This is a genomic window from Aurantimonas sp. A2-1-M11 (genome assembly GCF_036549475.1).
Classification (GTDB): Bacteria; Pseudomonadota; Alphaproteobacteria; order Rhizobiales; family Rhizobiaceae; genus Aurantimonas.
In genome coordinates, this window is the sequence record NZ_JAZHLI010000043.1 from 12,315 (window position 1) to 28,719 (window position 16,405).

The 16,405-nt window shown below is 68.0% G+C and carries 16 protein-coding genes; 7 read left to right on the forward strand and 9 right to left on the reverse strand.

Features of this window, described 5'->3' with window-relative positions; genetic code table 11:
* Positions 1–2 precede the first annotated feature (2 nt).
* Both VQ042_RS17340 and rnhA read left to right on the forward strand, forming a co-directional pair.
* Complete coding sequence (locus tag VQ042_RS17340) at positions 3–983, forward strand: homoserine kinase (RefSeq protein WP_331821549.1); 981 nt, start codon at positions 3–5, stop codon at positions 981–983.
* Positions 980–1,444, forward strand: a complete 465-nt coding sequence (rnhA, locus tag VQ042_RS17345; RefSeq protein ID WP_331821551.1) for a ribonuclease HI — start codon at positions 980–982, stop codon at positions 1,442–1,444. Before VQ042_RS17340 ends, rnhA begins: the two co-directional genes overlap by 4 nt.
* A 60-nt stretch (positions 1,445–1,504) precedes the next feature.
* On the opposite strand, the gene VQ042_RS17350 is transcribed toward rnhA, so the two are convergent.
* Together VQ042_RS17350 and VQ042_RS17355 are read right to left on the reverse strand one after the other, a co-directional pair.
* Complete coding sequence (locus VQ042_RS17350; protein WP_331821553.1) at positions 1,505–1,990, reverse strand: peroxiredoxin; 486 nt, start codon at positions 1,988–1,990, stop codon at positions 1,505–1,507.
* Positions 1,991–2,071: 81 nt separating this feature from the next.
* Positions 2,072–2,893 (reverse strand): protein-disulfide reductase DsbD domain-containing protein, encoded by an 822-nt coding sequence (locus tag VQ042_RS17355; protein WP_331821555.1) that lies wholly within the window; start codon positions 2,891–2,893, stop codon positions 2,072–2,074.
* A 179-nt stretch (positions 2,894–3,072) separates the two neighbouring features.
* Between VQ042_RS17355 and VQ042_RS17360 the strand changes: the two genes are divergently transcribed.
* Positions 3,073–3,681 (forward strand): YqgE/AlgH family protein, encoded by a 609-nt coding sequence (locus tag VQ042_RS17360; protein WP_331821558.1) that lies wholly within the window; start codon positions 3,073–3,075, stop codon positions 3,679–3,681.
* A 14-nt stretch (positions 3,682–3,695) separates the two neighbouring features.
* Here VQ042_RS17360 and VQ042_RS17365 read toward each other — a convergent pair whose 3' ends face one another.
* The 4 genes from VQ042_RS17365 to thrC all read right to left on the reverse strand — a co-directional run bounded on the left by VQ042_RS17365 (position 3,696) and on the right by thrC (position 10,033).
* Positions 3,696–6,584: an EAL domain-containing protein gene (locus VQ042_RS17365; protein WP_442880113.1), complete on the reverse strand. Its 2,889-nt coding sequence runs from the start codon at positions 6,582–6,584 to the stop codon at positions 3,696–3,698.
* Between the two features lie 96 nt (positions 6,585–6,680).
* Entirely contained in the window at positions 6,681–7,304 is a 624-nt protein-coding gene (locus tag VQ042_RS17370; RefSeq protein WP_331821560.1) for a GNAT family N-acetyltransferase, read from the reverse strand.
* Between the two features lie 9 nt (positions 7,305–7,313).
* The gene (locus VQ042_RS17375) at positions 7,314–8,627 is read right to left on the reverse strand and encodes a M16 family metallopeptidase (protein WP_331821562.1); all 1,314 of its coding nucleotides are present in this window, start codon (positions 8,625–8,627) and stop codon (positions 7,314–7,316) included.
* A complete protein-coding gene (gene thrC, locus VQ042_RS17380; protein WP_331821564.1) occupies positions 8,624–10,033 on the reverse strand; it encodes a threonine synthase in 1,410 nt (469 codons plus the stop codon). The genes VQ042_RS17375 and thrC overlap by 4 nt, the downstream gene beginning before the upstream one ends.
* Positions 10,034–10,193: 160 nt before the next feature.
* Between thrC and VQ042_RS17385 the strand changes: the two genes are divergently transcribed.
* Positions 10,194–10,865 (forward strand): hypothetical protein, encoded by a 672-nt coding sequence (locus VQ042_RS17385; protein ID WP_331821566.1) that lies wholly within the window; start codon positions 10,194–10,196, stop codon positions 10,863–10,865.
* Positions 10,866–10,878: 13 nt separating this feature from the next.
* Here VQ042_RS17385 and VQ042_RS17390 read toward each other — a convergent pair whose 3' ends face one another.
* On the reverse strand, positions 10,879–11,565 hold the full coding sequence (locus VQ042_RS17390) for an HAD family hydrolase (protein WP_331821568.1): 687 nt from the start codon (positions 11,563–11,565) through the stop codon (positions 10,879–10,881).
* 192 nt (positions 11,566–11,757) lie between these two features.
* Between VQ042_RS17390 and VQ042_RS17395 the strand changes: the two genes are divergently transcribed.
* Positions 11,758–12,897, forward strand: a complete 1,140-nt coding sequence (locus VQ042_RS17395; protein WP_331821570.1) for a site-specific DNA-methyltransferase — start codon at positions 11,758–11,760, stop codon at positions 12,895–12,897.
* Between the two features lie 51 nt (positions 12,898–12,948).
* Here the strand turns inward: VQ042_RS17395 and VQ042_RS17400 are convergent, their stop codons facing one another.
* The gene (locus VQ042_RS17400) at positions 12,949–13,557 is read right to left on the reverse strand and encodes an HAD family hydrolase (protein ID WP_331821573.1); all 609 of its coding nucleotides are present in this window, start codon (positions 13,555–13,557) and stop codon (positions 12,949–12,951) included.
* Positions 13,554–14,660 (reverse strand): A/G-specific adenine glycosylase, encoded by a 1,107-nt coding sequence (gene mutY, locus VQ042_RS17405; RefSeq protein WP_331821575.1) that lies wholly within the window; start codon positions 14,658–14,660, stop codon positions 13,554–13,556. The genes VQ042_RS17400 and mutY overlap by 4 nt, the downstream gene beginning before the upstream one ends.
* Before the next feature lie 238 nt (positions 14,661–14,898).
* Here mutY and VQ042_RS17410 point away from each other — a divergent pair, with 238 nt between their 5' ends.
* Complete coding sequence (locus VQ042_RS17410; RefSeq protein WP_331821577.1) at positions 14,899–15,420, forward strand: DUF721 domain-containing protein; 522 nt, start codon at positions 14,899–14,901, stop codon at positions 15,418–15,420.
* A 123-nt stretch (positions 15,421–15,543) separates the two neighbouring features.
* Positions 15,544–16,317: a DsbA family protein gene (locus VQ042_RS17415; protein ID WP_331821579.1), complete on the forward strand. Its 774-nt coding sequence runs from the start codon at positions 15,544–15,546 to the stop codon at positions 16,315–16,317.
* The last annotated feature ends 88 nt before the right edge of the window (positions 16,318–16,405 follow it).

Genomic DNA, 16,405 nt, shown 5'->3' on the forward strand with positions numbered 1-16,405 from the left:
TCGTGGCGGTCTATACGGACGTCTTCGAGCCGCAGCTCGCCGCCTTCGTCGCCGATTACGATATCGGCGCGCTGCTCAGCTACAAGGGCATCGCCGAGGGCGTGGAGAATTCCAACTTCCTCCTGCGCACCACCTCCGGCACCTACATCCTGACGCTCTACGAGAAGCGGGTGAACCGCGCGGACCTGCCGTTCTTCGTCGGGTTGATGGAGCATCTGGCCGAGCGCGGCCTGTCCTGCCCGCTGCCGGTGCACACAAGGGGCGGCGAATCCCTCGGCGAACTGTCCGGGCGACCGGCGGCGATCTTCACCTTCCTGGAAGGCATGTGGACCCGCCGCCCGGCCGCCCAGCACTGCCGGGCCGTGGGCGAAGCCCTGGCGGGGATGCATGACAAGGCCTCGGATTTTCCGCTGCATCGCCGCAACGGCCTGGCCGTCGGCGACTGGCGCCCGCTCTTCGAAAGCTGCGGCGACCGGGTCGACGGCATCGAGAGCGGCCTTGCCGCCGAGATCGAGAGCGAGCTGGACGTCCTGGAGGCGAACTGGCCGGCCGACCTGCCGCAGGGCGTCATCCATGCCGATCTGTTTCCCGACAACGTGTTCTTCCTCTCGGGCGAACTGTCCGGCCTGATCGACTTCTATTTCGCCTGCAACGACCTGCTGGCCTACGATCTGGCGATTGCCCTATGCGCCTGGTGCTTCGAGCCCGATGGCAGCTTCAACGTGACCAAGGGGCGGGCGCTGATCGTGGGCTATGTCAGCGTGCGGCCCATGGAGGCGGCGGAACTGGCGGCGCTGCCGGTGCTGTGCCGGGGCGCGGCGCTGCGCTTCCTGCTGACGCGGCTGTACGACTGGCTGACCGTGCCCGACGATTCCTTCGTCACCAAGAAGGACCCGATGGAATACCTGGCGAAGCTGCGCTTCCACCGGTCGGTGAAGACCGTTGCCGATTACGGCTATGACGATGCGCGGGTGACGGCATGAGCGCCGAGGGACGGGTCGAGATCCACACGGACGGGGCGTGTTCGGGCAATCCCGGTCCCGGCGGCTGGGGGGCGATCCTGCGCTCCAACGGCAACGAGAAGGAACTGAAGGGCGGCGAGGCGCACACCACCAACAACCGGATGGAGCTGCTCGCCGTGATCCAGGCGCTGACCGCCCTGAAGCGGCCCTGCGCCGTCGATATCTATTCCGACTCCCAATACATGCGCGACGGCATCACCAAGTGGATCCACGGCTGGAAGCGCAATGGCTGGAAGACCGCGGACAGGAAGCCGGTGAAGAATGCCGAGCTCTGGCAGCAGCTGGAGGAGGAGAAGGCGCGCCACGACGTCACCTTCCACTGGGTACGCGGCCATGCCGGCGACGAGATGAACGAGCGCGCCGACCAGCTGGCCCGCGACGGCATGGAGCCGTTCAAGCGCGGCCGCCGCGGCGCCGCCTGACCCGCAGCGCCGGTCCGGCGAACCCCGTCCCCGCATGCGGCAGGGACGGGGCCATCGGCATCAGAGCTGTTCGAGCACCGCCTCGGCGGTGGAGCGCTCGGCCTGGCCCGGCGATTCCTCCACGTTCAGCGCCTTCACCACGCCGTCCTCGACGATCATGGAATAGCGCTTGGAGCGCAGGCCGAGGCCGGCGACCGACAGGTCGATGTCGAGGCCGAGGGCCTTGGTGAACTCGCCATTGCCGTCGGACAGGAACAGGATCTTGCCCGCCGCGTCGTTGGCCTTTTCCCAGGCGCCCATGACGAAGATGTCGTTGACCGCGACCACGGCGATCGTGTCGACGCCCTTGGCGCGGATCTCGTCATTGTGGGTCAGGAAGCCCGGCAGGTGGTTCATCGAGCAGGTCGGCGTGAAGGCGCCGGGAACGGCGAACAGCACCACCTTCTTGCCGGCGAAGATCTCGTCGGTGGACAGGTCCGCCGGACCGTCGGAGGTCTTGGTCTTCAATGTCGCGTTCGGAAGCTTGTCACCGATACCGATGGTCATGTGGTCGTTTCCCTTCGTGATTGCGTCGGCGTTGCGGCCCGGCGCCATATGAGGCGAGGCGGATGGCTTTGTCGACCCGCATCAGCCCGGCTGGCCGGAGGCGACGGGCACCGCCTCGGCGGCGAAGCTGCCCGCCGCGCCGGTGACCACCATCTCGACGGCATCGGGACCGCCGGTCTCGCCGCGCGGCCGACCGGCCACCGGGACGCTGAATTCGAGGCTGTCGCCATTGCGGACCGGCGGGGCGGGCTCGTCGAAATACCAGCCCTGCGGGCCGAGGACGAAGAGATCGGTCGACGGCGCGTCCAGCGCGGTCTCCACGACGACGGTCAGCATGTCGCCGCCGTCGGGCAGCGTGGCCGAGCGGATGCGGCCGAGATGACCATCGGCGGCGGGCAAGGCGGCGAAGGCGGCGTCGACGATCTGCGCCACGTCGGCGGCTCCCGCGCGTGTCGCAAGCTCCGCCTGGACCGGAATGCAGATCTCGTGGCAGACGCCGATTGCCAGGCTGGCGGCGACCGTGTCGAGGCTAACGCCGGGCTGCGGCGACAGTTCGAAGGGGATCGCCAGGGGGCGGTCATAGCCATTGGCGCGGGCCAGCCCTTCGCCGAACCGCAGCGGCGCGGGAAACGCCAGATCGGTCGCATCGAGTCCCTGCGTGCCGGAAAAGTCGATCCGCGGCGGGATGCCCGATGCCCCGGGATCCAGCCAGTAGGTGTGCCAGCCCGGGGCGATGTCGACGAGGACTGCGCCGCGCACCGTGCCGCCGGGCCCCGGCGCGTCCGCCACGATGCGCAGGTTCACCTGGTCGCTGGCATAGGACGAGGCGGGAGCGGCATTTGCCGCAAGGCCGCCCGTCAGAAGCACGGCGATGGCGCCGGCCAGCATTCCCATGCGTGTCATCTGCCGAACACTCCGTTGTCTGCCGCGAATGGCCGCGGTCCTGCGTCTGATTAGCGCAGCACGGCCGCTCGGGCCATTCAACATGCCGCGACGCGCCATGCCAATGTTGCAGGCACTCTGGCTTTGACATCCCTGCGATGCCATCTATCGTGTAAGCCATCACGGATTGTCTGGACGCCATGGATCTCGAAAACGAAATCGGCAAGAATCCGACCGACTCCTCCCTGGAAGGGCATTTTCTCATTGCCATGCCGGGAATGGGCGACGAGCGCTTCACGCGCAGCGTCATCTTCGTCTGCGCCCACTCGCCGAGCGGCGCGATGGGCTTCATCATCAACAAGGCGCAGCCGGTCGGTTTCGGCGAACTCCTGACCCAGCTCGGCATCGTGGCGAGCGAGGGCGACATCCGGCTGCCCAAGGCCGGCCGCGAAGTCTGCGTCTGCATGGGCGGACCGGTCGAGAAGGGGCGCGGCTTCGTGCTGCACACGGACGACTACGATTCCGAATCCACCGTGCCCGTGGCCGACAACATCGCCCTGACCCCGACCATCGACATCCTCAAGGCGATCTCGAAGGGTGTAGGGCCGAAGACGGCGATCATGGCGCTCGGCTATGCCGGCTGGTCGCCGGGCCAGCTCGAAAGCGAGATCGCGGCCAATGGCTGGCTGACCTGCAAGGCCGATCTCGACATCGTCTTCGACGTCGAGCTGGACGGCAAATACGACCGCGCGCTGGGCCTCCTGGGCATCCAGCCGGCGTTCCTGGCGAGCGAGGCCGGCCACGCCTGACCGGCGCCGCCGGCTCAGCTGGCGCGTTTCAGCCCGACGGCCCGGTCGTCGAGGATCTTGCGCACCTGGTCGGAACTGAGCGGCGGCGAGAACTTGAAGCTCTGGGCATATTCGCAGCCGAGCTGGCGCAGCTGCATCACGTCGGCATCGCTCTCGATCCCCTCCGCCACGACCTTCAGGCCCAGATCGTGGGCCATGGTGACGATCGAATGCAGGATGATCGGCCGCTGCGGCTGGCTGTTGTTCTTCAGGAAGGACTGGTCGATCTTCAGCGTGTCGAAGGGAAAGCCCATCAGATAGGCCAGCGACGAGTAGCCGGTGCCGAAATCGTCGAGGGACAGGCCGACGCCGAGCGCCTTGAGGCGGTTGAGGAGCTGCGCCGAGCGCTCCGGATTGTCCATCACCAGGGATTCCGTCAACTCCAGCTTGAGGCTGTTCGGCGAGATCCGGTAGCGTTCGAGGACGGTCTTCACGTCGCCGATGAGATCCTGGCGGATGAGCTGCCGGCTGGAGATGTTGACCGAGACGAACAGGTTCTCGTCGCCGGTCATGCGCTGCCAGTCGCCGATCCTGCGGCTGGCTTCCTCCAGCGCGAACTGGCCGAGCTGGACGATCAGGCCGGTGCTTTCCGCGATCGGCACGAATTCCGCCGGCGAGATCGCGCCGCGCCTGGGGTGCTCCCAGCGCAGCAGCGCCTCGAACCCGGCGATGTCCTCCGTCTCGAGCGTGACGATCGGCTGGAAGGCGAGCGACAATTCATTGCGCTCGAAGGCGCGGCGCAAATCGGATTCCAGCTCCAGCCGGCCGTAGCCGATGCTCCGATAGGCCGGACGGAACGGCTCGATGCTGTCGCCGCCATTGCGCTTGGCCTGGTACATGGCCAGCTCGGCTTCCTTCAGCACGTCGTTGGAGGTCGACGAGGCGGTCCAGCCGGTCAGGCCGATGGAGCCGGTCAGCACGATCTCGCGATTGGCGAAGGCGATCGGGGCCTTGATGGCATTGCGCAGCCCCTCGGCGAAATCGGCCACGGCGGCAGCGTCGGTCTCCGACAGGAGGATCACGCCGAACTGGTCGCTGCCCAGCCGGGCCAGCGAATCCTGCGGCTTGAGCAGGCGCTTCAGCCGCCGCCCGATCGTCAGCAGGATCGTGTCGCCGGTGGCGATGCCGAAATCGTCGTTGACCTGCTTGAAGCGGTCGAGATCGATCACGATGATCGTCGGGTGCACGTCGTCGCGGGTCACCGCCAGGACGCCGATCGCCTCGAGCCGGTCGCGGAAGAGCTCGCGGTTCGGCAGGCCGGTGAGCTGGTCGTGCAGCGCATCGTGCAGCAGCCGTTCCTCGGCCTTCTTGCGGTCGGTGACGTCCTTGAGGGTGCCGACGCAGCGCGCGACCTCGCCGTCGCTGCCCAGCACCGGGCGGGCGCGCAGCGACACCCAGTGATAATGGCCGTCCTCGTCGCGGAGGCGGAAATCCTGGATGATCCGGCCGCGGCGATGTTCCAGGATGGTGTCGAGCGTAACCTTGAAGCGGTCGCGGTCGTCCGGATGCAGGATCGGCAGCCAGTCGCGTGCGGGGCCGTTCATCGTGCCGACCGGCATGCCGGCGAGGGTGTCGCCGTCGGCGCCGGCGAAGATCCGGTCGCGGCTGACGTCCCAGTCGAAGATCGCGTCGCCGGTGCCCGCCAGCGCCAGCGAGCGCCGCTCCAGGTCGGACAGCAGCCCCTGCGCGAAGCCGCCGCCGGCAAAGGCGTGCTGCATGACCGTGAAGCCGATCAGCAGCACGATCAGCACCAGGCCGCCGCCCAGCGCCGGCTGGATGATGTCGTTGTCGATCCGCCCCGTGACGGTGGACCACGCGGCGAAGACCCAGAGGATGACGAGGCACCACGTGGGGATCAGCATGATCGCCCGGTCGGAACGCTGGACCGCGAGGGTGAGGATCACGAGGAGACCCAGCGCGGCGGTGGTGGCCAGCGAGATCCGGGCGATGCCCGAGGCGACCTCCGGATCGAAGGCGGCGACGACGCCGACCGCGCCGAGCGCGGCCAGCCAGAGCACGGTGAAGATCGACAGGACGCCGTGCCAGCGGTTGAGATTGAGATAGGCGAAGAGGAAGAGGACGAGGGTGAAGGCGAGCGACACCTCGGTGCCCGCCCGCCAGACCCGTTCCTGCCCGGGCAGGATCGGCATCAGCTTCTGCCAGAAGTCGAAGTCGATGCAGATATAGGCCAGCACCGCCCAGGCCAGCGAAGCGGTGGCGGGGAACATGGCCGATCCCTTGACCACGAAGAGGATGGTCAGGAAGACCGCCAGGAGGCCGGCAATGCCGAGCACGATGCCGCGATACAGCGTGAAGGCGTTGACCGTGTCCTTGTAGGCGTTCGGCTCCCACAGGCGCATGTCGGGAAGGTTCGGCGCGGCAAGCTCGGCCACGAAGGTGACGATCGCGCCGGGGTCGAGGGTCACCAGGAAGACGTCGGCATCGCTGCTCGCCTGGCGTTCCAGCGCAAAGCCCTGGCTCGGGGTGATGGCGGCGATGCGCTGGGAGCCGAGATCCGGCCAGACGATACCCGAGCCCACGAGCCGGAAATGCGGCGCGACGACGAGACGATCGATCTGCTTGTCGGTGTTGTTGGCGAGGGCGAAGACGGCCCAGTCGCCGGAGGCCTGCGCCGACTGTGCCTCGATCTCGATGCGGCGCACGATGCCGTCGGCGCCCGGCACGGTGGCGACCTGGAAGGCGCGGCCCTGGCCCCGGTAGATGTCGACCGCCGGCCCCATGTCGATGGCGGTGTCGCCGCGCGAGATGCTGATCGGCTCGAGGGCGAGGGACGGCGTCGCCGAACCGCAGAGCGCAAGGATGACGAAGGCCAGCGCCAGGATCCGCTGCGCGGCCAGACCGATCGGCCCGACGCCGCTTCTGCGTTTGCTGATGGCTTTCGCCTTCACGTTGTGCCCCGACCTTGCATTCCGACTCGCCCCTAGCCTCCGTTCCCGCGTTTATTGCACCACGGCTGCCCCCATGCGAGCCCTGGGCTGCGAAGACGACCATTCTTCGGCAAGCAGCGAATAGAGATAGTGGTCTTCCCAGCGTCCGGCGATCTTCAGATAGTTTCGCAGATGACCTTCTCGAACGAAACCGGATTTCTCCAGGAGGCCGATGGAGCGCTGGTTGCGCGGCAGGCAGGCCGCCTCGATCCGGTGCAGCCCGTGCACGTCGAAGGCGAACATCTTCATCTGCTCGACCGCCCTGGCCATCAATCCGGATCCGGCATAGCGCTCGCCCATCCAGTAGCCAAGCGTCGCCGATTGCGCGACGCCGCGCCGGATCTGGCTCAGCGTCGTGCCGCCATAGAGCGTGCGCCCGCTGGCGTCGAACAGGAAGAAGGTGAAGCTCGCGCCATCGCGGGCGTCATGGGCGTAGCGGCGCAGGCGCTGGCGATAGGCGTCCCAGGACAGCTCGTCCGCCGCCCAGAGCGGCTCCCACGGCTTCAGGAAGTTGCGGCTCTCGCCGCGCAGGTCGCGCCAGGCCGCATAGTCGCTGCGCCGCGGCATGCGCAGCATGATGCCCTCGCCGTGTAGGGCGGGGATCTGCGGCCCGGCGAAATGCTCCAGTATCCTCATCGGTCGGGGTCAATGGCTGGCGGCGACCCTCGCCTCGACGCCGGACGATCCGGCGAGCCGCTCCGCAAGGTTTTCGCGGCTCGGCAGGCGGGACACCGGCCCGATGGCGGCGAGCGTCGGCACCGTTCCCACGAACAGGCGTTCGGCCAGGTCGGAGAGGCGCGGCGCGGTGATCGCTTCCAGGCGCGAAATGAGTTCGTCGTTGGTAATCGTCGCGCCGTTGAACAGCATTTGCCGGGCGATCTGCGCCGCCCGGGCGGCCGGGCTTTCCTGCGACATCAGCAGGCTGGCGCGCATCTGGGCCCGCGCCCGGTTGACCTCGGGCTCGGAGATGCCGGCGGCGGCCCGCGTCAGCTCGTCGGCGATCACCGGGGCCAGTTCCGCAAGCTCCTCTTCGCCGGTCGCGGCATGGATGCCGAAGATGCCGGAATCGGAGAAGCTCCAGTGGAAGGCGTAGATGGCGTAGCACAGGCCGCGGCGTTCGCGGATCTCTTGGAACAGCCGGGACGACATGCCGCCGCCCAGGATCAGCGACAGCACCTGCGAGGCGTAGAAGTCGCGGGCGTAATAGGCCCGGCCCTCGAAGCCCAGCACCATCTGCGCGTCCATCAGGTCGCGTTCCTGGCGGAACTCGCCGCCCGTGTAGGAGGCGGCCTGCCGGGGCTCCGAGCGCAGCGGCAGCGGCGAGGCCGCCGCCGTGCCGCCGAAGGCCGCCTCGATCTGGTCGACGATGGCCCGGTGCGACACCGCGCCGGCGGCCGAGACGATCATCTTGTCAGGTGAATAGTGCTTGGCGAGATAGCCGCGCAGATCGTCGGACGAGAAGGACTTCACCGTCTGGCGCGTGCCCAGGATCGGTCGTCCGATCATCTGCTCGCGAAAGGCCGCTTCCTGGAAATGGTCGAAGACGATGTCGTCGGGCGTGTCTTCCGCCGCGCCGATCTCCTGCAGGATGACCTGCTGCTCGCGCTCCAGTTCCTGCTCGTCGAAGCGCGAATCGATGAGGATGTCGGTCAGGATGTCGAGCGCCAGCGGCACGTCGTTCTTCAGGACGCGCGCGTAGTATGAGGTGGTCTCGACGCTGGTCGCGGCGTTCATCTCGCCGCCCACGTCCTCGATCTCCTCGGCGATCTGCCGGGCGCTGCGCCGGCTCGTGCCCTTGAACGCCATATGCTCCAGGAGATGGGCGATGCCGTGTTCGTGGGGGGCCTCGTCGCGCGCACCGGCCTTTACCCAGATGCCGAGGCAGGCACTTTCCAGATGCGGCATGGTTTCGGTCGCAACGGTCAGGCCGTTCGAAAGCTTGGTGACCTCGACGCTCATGCTTCGGCTCCCTGGTCGACGGCGCGCGTGCGCGCGAGAATGTAGGCTTCCACGGCGCCGATCTCGTTGGGCAGGCGATCCATGGTCTCGCGCTTCTGCATCAGGTCGCCGTGGCTGGGTGGCAGGGCGGGGCTGATCTGGACGGCCTTTTCGATGGCGTCCGGGAACTTTGCCGGATGCGCGGTGCCGAGCGTGATCATCACTTCGCGGCCGAGGCGGCTTTCCGCCACGCCGACACCGACGGCGGTGTGCGGATCGAGAAGATAGGCGGTGGTCGTGAGCGTGCGGCGGATGATGTCCGCGGTCGCGGCCTCATCCGTCGCGCCGGCGTCGAAATCGGCGCGGATCGCGGCCAGGATCGGTTCGGACAGGGTGAAGCTGCCGGACTGTGCCAACTGCTGCATCAGGCCGCGCACCATGTCGCCGTCGCGCCCGCTGGCCTCGAAGATCAGCCGCTCGAAGTTCGACGACACCTGGATGTCCATCGAGGGCGAGGAGGTGGCGTGGACGCCGGTCGTCTCGTAGCGGCCGCGATCGAGGGTGCGCACGAGAATGTCGTTCTCGTTGGTGGCGATGACCAGCCGCTCGACGGGCAGGCCCATGCGCTTGGCTCCGTAGCCGGCGAAAATGTCGCCGAAATTGCCGGTGGGCACGGTGAAGGACACCGGGCGCTCCGGCGCGCCGAGGCTGGCGGCGGCGGTGAAGTAATAGACGATCTGGGCCATGATCCGGCCCCAGTTGATCGAGTTCACGCCGGACAGCGCGGCGTTCTTGCGGAACGCGGCGTGGTTGAACATCGCCTTCACCAGGGCCTGGCAATCGTCGAACGTGCCGTCGATGGCGATGGCGTGGACGTTGTCGGCGCCCGACGTTGTCATCTGGCGCTGCTGCACCGGCGAGACGCGGCCGTGGGGGAACAGGATGAACATGTCGGTGCGCTGGCTCGCGGCGAAGGCGGCGATGGCCGCGCCGCCGGTGTCGCCCGAAGTCGCGCCGACGATGGTGGCGCGGCGTCCGCGCTGGGCCAGCACATGGTCCATCAGCCGGGCGATGAGCTGCATCGCCACGTCCTTGAAGGCCAGGGTCGGGCCGTGGAAGAGCTCCAGCACGAAATGCGACGGGCCGAGCTGCACGAGGGGCGCCACGGCCGGATGCGGGAAGGTCGCATAGGCCTCGTCGACCATGCGCTTCAGATCCGCCGACGCGATGTCCTCGCCGACGAAGGGCAGCAGGATCTCGAAGGCGACCTCGGCATAGGGGCGGCCGGCAAATCCGCGGATCGTCTCCGCCGATATCTGCGGCCAGGTCTCCGGGACATACAACCCGCCGTCATTCGCGAGACCTGCCAGAAGCGTGTCGGCAAAACCGAGGACAGGAGCCTCTCCCCGCGAACTCACATATTTCACTTCGTCTCCACTTCGCTTCGGTCCGGGATCGCTCCCGGCAGTCAAGGCGGTAGCCAGCGCAGCTTGCGCCGGATACGCGTCGTCATGTGCTGCTGTCAGTCGCCTAACCGACTGGCGGCTGATATAGAACGGCGCGCCACGATAACGGAAGGACCGAGTGATGCATATGGTGATGCCCCCCATCGCGACCAATGGTGAACGCAACGCCATCGACGCGGGCAGCCCCGTGCATGCGACCGGCGCGACGCCGAGACGCCCCCGTCAATCGCCGCGGCTCGCCGCGTTGCGCCGGCTGGCCGGCGGGCTGGCTGCCGGCGGCGCGATGACGCTGCTTGCCGCCTGCAACTCGGCCGGCCCCGGTGCCGATCTCGGCAATGCAGGGGCGCTGTCCCAGCCGCCGTCCTCGATGACTGCGTCGAGCCAGTTCGATCAGGGCAGCGAAGCCCGCTACTGCCCGACGGTGACACTGCGCGAGGGCACGGCGATCCTGCGCAAGACGATCGGCGAGGAGGTCGACTATGTCGCCAGCATCGCCGACACGACCCGCGACTGCCGGATCGTCGACGGCAAGCTCCTGATGAAGATCGGCGTGCTCGGCCGCGTGACGCCGGGCGCGGTGGCGCAGGACCGCACCTTGCGGCTGCCGATCCGCGTCGCCGTGCTGCGCGGGCAGGACGTGATCTATTCCGAGCTCGGCCAGCAATCGGTGGCGATCACCCGCAGCGGCGGCGCGCAGACCTTCACCTATGTCGACGAGACGGTGCTCATCGATCCGGCGCAGACCGAAGGCATCGTGATCTTCGCGGGCTTCGACGAGGGCGCGCCGGAATAGCACCGGCGCCCGCTCAGGCGTCCTGCCACTCGGCAAAGGCGGCCACGACGGCGGGAAAGTCCGCCAGGCGGCTGATCACCGTCTCGGCGCCCGCCTCGCTGAGGGCGTCGGAATGGCCGGGGAATGTGTGGCCGCCGCCGGTGAAGCCGACGACGCGGCAGCCGGCGGCCACCGCGGCGGTCACGCCATGGACCGAATCCTCGATGACGATCGCCGCCCGGGGCGCCACGCCGAACTGCTCGCAGGCATGGACGAACACGTCCGGTGCCGGCTTGACCTGTTTCGTGCCGACCTCGGGCGCGCTGAAGACATGCGGCCAGAAATAGTCCCACAACCCGACATGCTCGAGCTCCAGCTCCAGGCGCTGGGACGAGGAATTCGAGCAGATGCAGCGCGGCAGGACCAGCTGGTCGAGCGCCATGCGGGTCCCGGCGATCTCCTCCACGTCCGATTCGAGCCGCCGGTCGACTTCGGTATTCACACGCGCGATCAGGTCCTCGGGAAAATGGCGGCCAGTCTCTTCGGACAGGCGCTTGAGGATCAGCGGCCAGGTCAGTCCGGCGAAGCGGATGGCGAATTCGCCGGCGTCGATCTCCACGCCATGCTCGGCGAGGATCTCGGTCTGCACCTGCGCGGCGATCACCTCCGAATCGACGAGGACGCCGTCGCAATCGAAAATCACGAGCAGGGGGTCGGACATGGAAGGCTCCGGAAAAAGGCTCTGCAAGCGCGGACAATCGGCGCTGTCGAGGGCTGCGTTCTGCGAAAAATCGGTTCGAGGGGTCCGGTAGCACGCTCGGCAGGGCGCGACAAAGGCAGGATTTCACCGATTGTTTACGTCGTTCGGTAACCATGACGTCGGTTCAATGTCCTGCGTAGTCCGGTGGTGAAGATGGCATACAAGCGTTCCGCGTCCCTCAAGGTGGTTAAGAGCGAAGCGGGAAAGCCCGCCTGGCTGGACCGCATCCACAAGGGGCACTGCGTTTCGCAGATGGCCGCGCTGCCGGAGAATTCCGTCGACGTGATCTTTGCCGATCCGCCCTACAATCTGCAGCTCGGCGGCGATTTGCACCGGCCCGACCAGTCCAAGGTCGATGCGGTTGACGACGCCTGGGACCAGTTCGAGAGCTTCCAGGCCTATGACGCCTTCACCCGCGCCTGGCTCCTGGCGGCGCGCCGGGTGCTCAAGCCGAACGGCACGATCTGGGTGATCGGCTCCTATCACAACATCTTCCGCGTCGGCGCGATGATGCAGGATCTGGGCTTCTGGATGCTGAACGACGTCATCTGGCGCAAGACCAACCCGATGCCGAACTTCCGCGGCCGCCGGTTCCAGAACGCCCACGAGACGATGATCTGGGCGTCCCGCGATGCCGATGCCAAGGGCTACACCTTCAACTACGATGCCATGAAGTCGGCCAATGACGACATCCAGATGCGCTCGGACTGGCTGTTCCCGATCTGCTCGGGCGGCGAGCGCCTGAAGGATTCCGACGGCCGCAAGGCGCATCCGACGCAGAAGCCGGAAGCGCTGCTCGCCCGCGTGCTGCTGTCCTCGACCCGGCCCGGCGACATCGTGCTCGACCCGTTCTTCGGCACCGGCACGACCGGCGCCGTCGCCAAGCGTCTCGGCCGCCACTATGTCGGCATCGAGCGAGAGGACGCCTACATCGCCGCTGCCGAAGCCCGCATCGCAGCGGTCGAAGCGCTGGACCCGACGGTTCTCAAGGTCTCGGCCGGCAAGCGCGCCGAGCCGCGCATTCCCTTCGCCAGCCTGCTGGAGGCCGGCCTGGTGACGCCGGGCACCGAGCTGACCGACGCCAAGCGGCGCTGGACGGCCCGGGTGCGGGCCGACGGCACGATCGCCATCGGCGACGACGCCGCCTCGATCCACCGCATCGGCGCCAAGGTGCAGGGCCTGGATGCCTGCAACGGCTGGACCTTCTGGCACATCGATTCCCAGAAGGGGCTCACCCCGATCGACACGCTGCGCCAGACCATGCGCGACCAGATGGCCGTCGAGGCGGTCTGACCGCCCCGATCCGGCTGCCGCACCCGGATTGTTTCAAGGCCTGCCCGTCGCTCAGACGGGCAGGCCTTTTGCTGCGAGATCCCGGGCGAGTTGCTCCGAATCGGTGAAGTGCACCGCGTGCCAGCCCGCCGCCCGCGCGCCGTCGACATTGGCGAGGCTGTCGTCGATGAACAGGGTACGGTCCGGCGCGAGGCCGAAGCTGCGGGCGTGATGATCGTAGATCGCCCGGTCCGGCTTGATCAGGCGGATGTCGCCCGAAACCGTCACGCCGCGCGTCGCGGTCAGGAAGGGAAACTTCGCCTGCGCCTCGCGAAAGGTGTCGGAGGCGAAGTTGGTCAGCAGCGTGACGTCGACACCGGCATCGATCAATGTGTGCAGCAGCGCCACGCTGCCCTCATAGGCGTGCGGCACCATCCGGTGCCAGTTGCGGCGGAACGCGCGGATTTCCTCGGCCATCTCCGGATGGCGGGCGATCGCCTCCGCTTCCGCCTCGGGCCAGGGACGGCCGCGGTCCTGCTCCAGGTTCCAGGCGTGGGAACAGACCTCTTCCAGAAAGAATTGCCGGCGCTCGTCGGACGGGATGATGTCGCGGAAGGGGATATGCGGGTCGTAGTGGATCAGCACCTTGCCGATGTCGAAGACGACATGCTGGTGGGTCATCGGCTCTGTCTCCGTCTGGGTGTTTCGTCTGCTGCCGGATCGCTCGCCTCGGCGCGCACCAGCACCTTCTGCATCAGGGTCGGCAGGGCTTCGGCCGCCCGCGCCTGCGGCGTGCACCACCAGCCCTCGGCCGGCGGGTCGTTCGCGGTTGCGGCCCGGTAGACCTCGAGTTCGAGCCGGAAATGCGTGAAGCCATGGGACACCGTGCCGCAGAAGCGCCAGTCGGCCTTAAACGGTGCCGCGGCGGGGCCGGTTGCCCCGTCGGCTTTGGCGCTCCAGTCGGTCAACGGTGGCTCGCTCATGCCCTGCAGCATGCCGGGCGCCGTGCGACGCCGCAGCCAGACGGCGCCGTCGGAAGGCCGCGTGGCCACGAAAGCCGCGCCCTTGCGGTCCGGGATCGCCGCCTTCGGCTTCTTGACCGGGAATTGCTCGGGCCGTGCCTCGGCGCTCGCCTGGCACATCGGCCGGACCGGGCACACGATGCAGCCCGGCCGCGTCGGCGTGCAGATCGTCGCGCCGAGATCCATCATCGCCTGGGCGAAATCGCCTGGGCGCTGCTGTGGCGTGAGTTCCGCGGTGCGCAGCCGGATATCCTTGCGGGCCTGGGGCAGCGGCGTCTCGATGGCAAAGAGCCGGGTCACGACCCGCTCGACATTGCCGTCCACCACGGCGGCGGGCTCGTCGAAGGCGATCGCGGCAATCGCGGCGGAGGTATAGTCGCCGATGCCCGGCAGCGTGCGCAGTTCTGCGGCGGTCGATGGGAACGCGCCGCCGAATTCCTCGCTCACCCGGATCGCGCAGGCATGCAGGTTGCGCGCCCGGGCGTAATAGCCGAGGCCCGCCCACGCGCCGAGCACCTCCGGCTGCGCGGCTGCGGCCAGGTCCGCCACGCCCGGCCAGCACTCGGTGAAGCGGGCGAAGTAGGATTTCACCGCTGCCACCGTCGTCTGCTGCAGCATGATTTCCGACAGCCACACCCGATAGGGGTCCGGCGTCAGGCCCTGCGCCCGGTCCTGGGGCGACACGCGCCAGGGCAGGGCGCGCGCATGGCGGTCGTACCAGGCGAGGAGGTGATCCGCGAAGGAACTGCGATCGGCGGGCATGGGCGGGGAAGGCACTCTGTCTGGAACGCGGGGCCGGGGCCCGCCTCGGAGGCGAGCCGCTTCGATCGGTGATGTAGCCGCCAATCGCGCGCATTGCGAGCCGCCCGCTGGTCGCGGCGGCGCCCGGTCTGCTAGCGACCCTTGCGCGCATCCGTGCTATCGGTGCCGTCCCGATCCCGGTGACGGCGCGCCGATCAGCGACGTGCCGGGAATCGCCGTCCGGGAAAGGATCGCCTCAGTGACATCGCCATCCGACACGCCCGGAAAGCCCCGCCGCCGCAACGGCCCGCAGCCCGTGGCCGATCTCGTCGGCGGGCTGATGGATCCGATTTTGCGGCGCAAGGCCGGCATGACGACCGGGCTGGTGGCGGCCTGGGCCGAGATCACCGGGCCGGGGCTGCGGGACCTGACGCGGCCGGAAAAGCTGGTCTGGCCCGCCCGGCGCGACGAGGGCGATCCCTTCGAGCCGGCGACGCTGGTCATCGCCTGCGAGGCCGCGGCGGCGCTGCGCCTGCAGCACCAGACCAGCGAATTGCTGGCGCGGGTGAACGCCTTCTTCGGTTTTGCTGCCGTCGCGCGGATCAAGATCGTTCAAAAAGCCGTCAGCCAGCACCGCCCGGACCGCAAGCCGAAGCTGCGGGACCTCGCCCCGGCCGAACATGCGCGCGTCGCGGAGATGGTGGCGCGGATCGAGGATCCCCGGCTGCAGAAGGCCTTGCGGGCCTTTGCCGAGACCACGCTGCGCCGCTCGCCGGGCTGAGCCGCGGCGACATCCGGGCACGGCGGCTCGGCGCCGCCGATGGTCGCGGGCATTGGAAATGCCGCATTTCTCCCGTACATCGCAGGGTGAACGCGCCACCATCCTGAAAGCGAGGCTTCCTCCATGACCCAGCCGCTAACCGCCCGTACCCGCCTGGCGAAGGCTCCCCGCACCGCCGCCCTTCTTGCCGGGGTCGGGTTGCTCGCGCTCGCCGGCTGCACGGACGAGGCCGAGAGCACGGCGGCCAATGCCGTGCTGCCGTCCGCCGATACCGTGCTGATGGCGCAGGCCGATACCGCGCCCGCGACGCCCGAGGCTTCGACCGTCGAGGCGCCCGAGTCGAGCGGTTCGGTCGACGTGGCCGATCTGATGGCCGAAGGCCCGCTGCCCGACATCGTCATAGGCGATGCAGACGCGCCGATCACCATCGTCGAATACGCCTCGATGACCTGCAGCCATTGCGCCGACTTCCACGAGAATTCCTATCCGCAGATCAAGAAGGACTTCCTGGAGACCGGCCAGGCCAAGCTGATCCTGCGCGAATTCCCGTTCGATCCGCGCTCGCTCGCCGCCTTCATGCTGGCCCGCTGCACCGGCGACGATGCCAAGCGCACGGCGATGGTGGACGTGCTGTTCAGCCAGCAGGACGACTGGGCCCGCGCCGAGAACGCCTCGACCGCGCTGCTCAAGATCGCCAAGCTCGCCGGCATGAGCCAGGACGAGTTCACCAGCTGCCTGAACGACAAGGCGCTGCAGGAGAAGATCGTCGAGACCCAGCAGAAGGGCCAGAACGAGTTCGGCGTCAACGCGACCCCGACCTTCTTCATCAACGGCGACAAGTACTCGGGCGCGCTGAGCGCCGAGCAGATGGCCGCCGCGATCCGCGCCCACATGTAGGCGGCAGGCCTTTCAGCCGGCTCACCTGCTCCACCTGACCGATCAGCCTGCCGCGCATCCCTTGTCGCGGCAGGTTTTTTGCATCGCA

What these genes read in the sequence shown, in the direction of transcription:
- VQ042_RS17400 (WP_331821573.1), bottom strand. Translation starts at nt 13,557, where the DNA reads ATGACCCACCAGCATGTCGTCTTCGACATCGGCAAGGTGCTGATCCAC.
- rnhA (WP_331821551.1), top strand. Translation starts at nt 980, where the DNA reads ATGAGCGCCGAGGGACGGGTCGAGATCCACACGGACGGGGCGTGTTCG.
- VQ042_RS17390 (WP_331821568.1), bottom strand. Translation starts at nt 11,565, where the DNA reads ATGTCCGACCCCCTGCTCGTGATTTTCGATTGCGACGGCGTCCTCGTC.
- VQ042_RS17350 (WP_331821553.1), bottom strand. Translation starts at nt 1,990, where the DNA reads ATGACCATCGGTATCGGTGACAAGCTTCCGAACGCGACATTGAAGACC.
- VQ042_RS17355 (WP_331821555.1), bottom strand. Translation starts at nt 2,893, where the DNA reads ATGACACGCATGGGAATGCTGGCCGGCGCCATCGCCGTGCTTCTGACG.
- VQ042_RS17370 (WP_331821560.1), bottom strand. Translation starts at nt 7,304, where the DNA reads ATGAGGATACTGGAGCATTTCGCCGGGCCGCAGATCCCCGCCCTACAC.
- VQ042_RS17375 (WP_331821562.1), bottom strand. Translation starts at nt 8,627, where the DNA reads ATGAGCGTCGAGGTCACCAAGCTTTCGAACGGCCTGACCGTTGCGACC.
- VQ042_RS17415 (WP_331821579.1), top strand. Translation starts at nt 15,544, where the DNA reads ATGACCCAGCCGCTAACCGCCCGTACCCGCCTGGCGAAGGCTCCCCGC.
- VQ042_RS17360 (WP_331821558.1), top strand. Translation starts at nt 3,073, where the DNA reads ATGGATCTCGAAAACGAAATCGGCAAGAATCCGACCGACTCCTCCCTG.
- VQ042_RS17395 (WP_331821570.1), top strand. Translation starts at nt 11,758, where the DNA reads ATGGCATACAAGCGTTCCGCGTCCCTCAAGGTGGTTAAGAGCGAAGCG.
- VQ042_RS17385 (WP_331821566.1), top strand. Translation starts at nt 10,194, where the DNA reads ATGCATATGGTGATGCCCCCCATCGCGACCAATGGTGAACGCAACGCC.
- mutY (WP_331821575.1), bottom strand. Translation starts at nt 14,660, where the DNA reads ATGCCCGCCGATCGCAGTTCCTTCGCGGATCACCTCCTCGCCTGGTAC.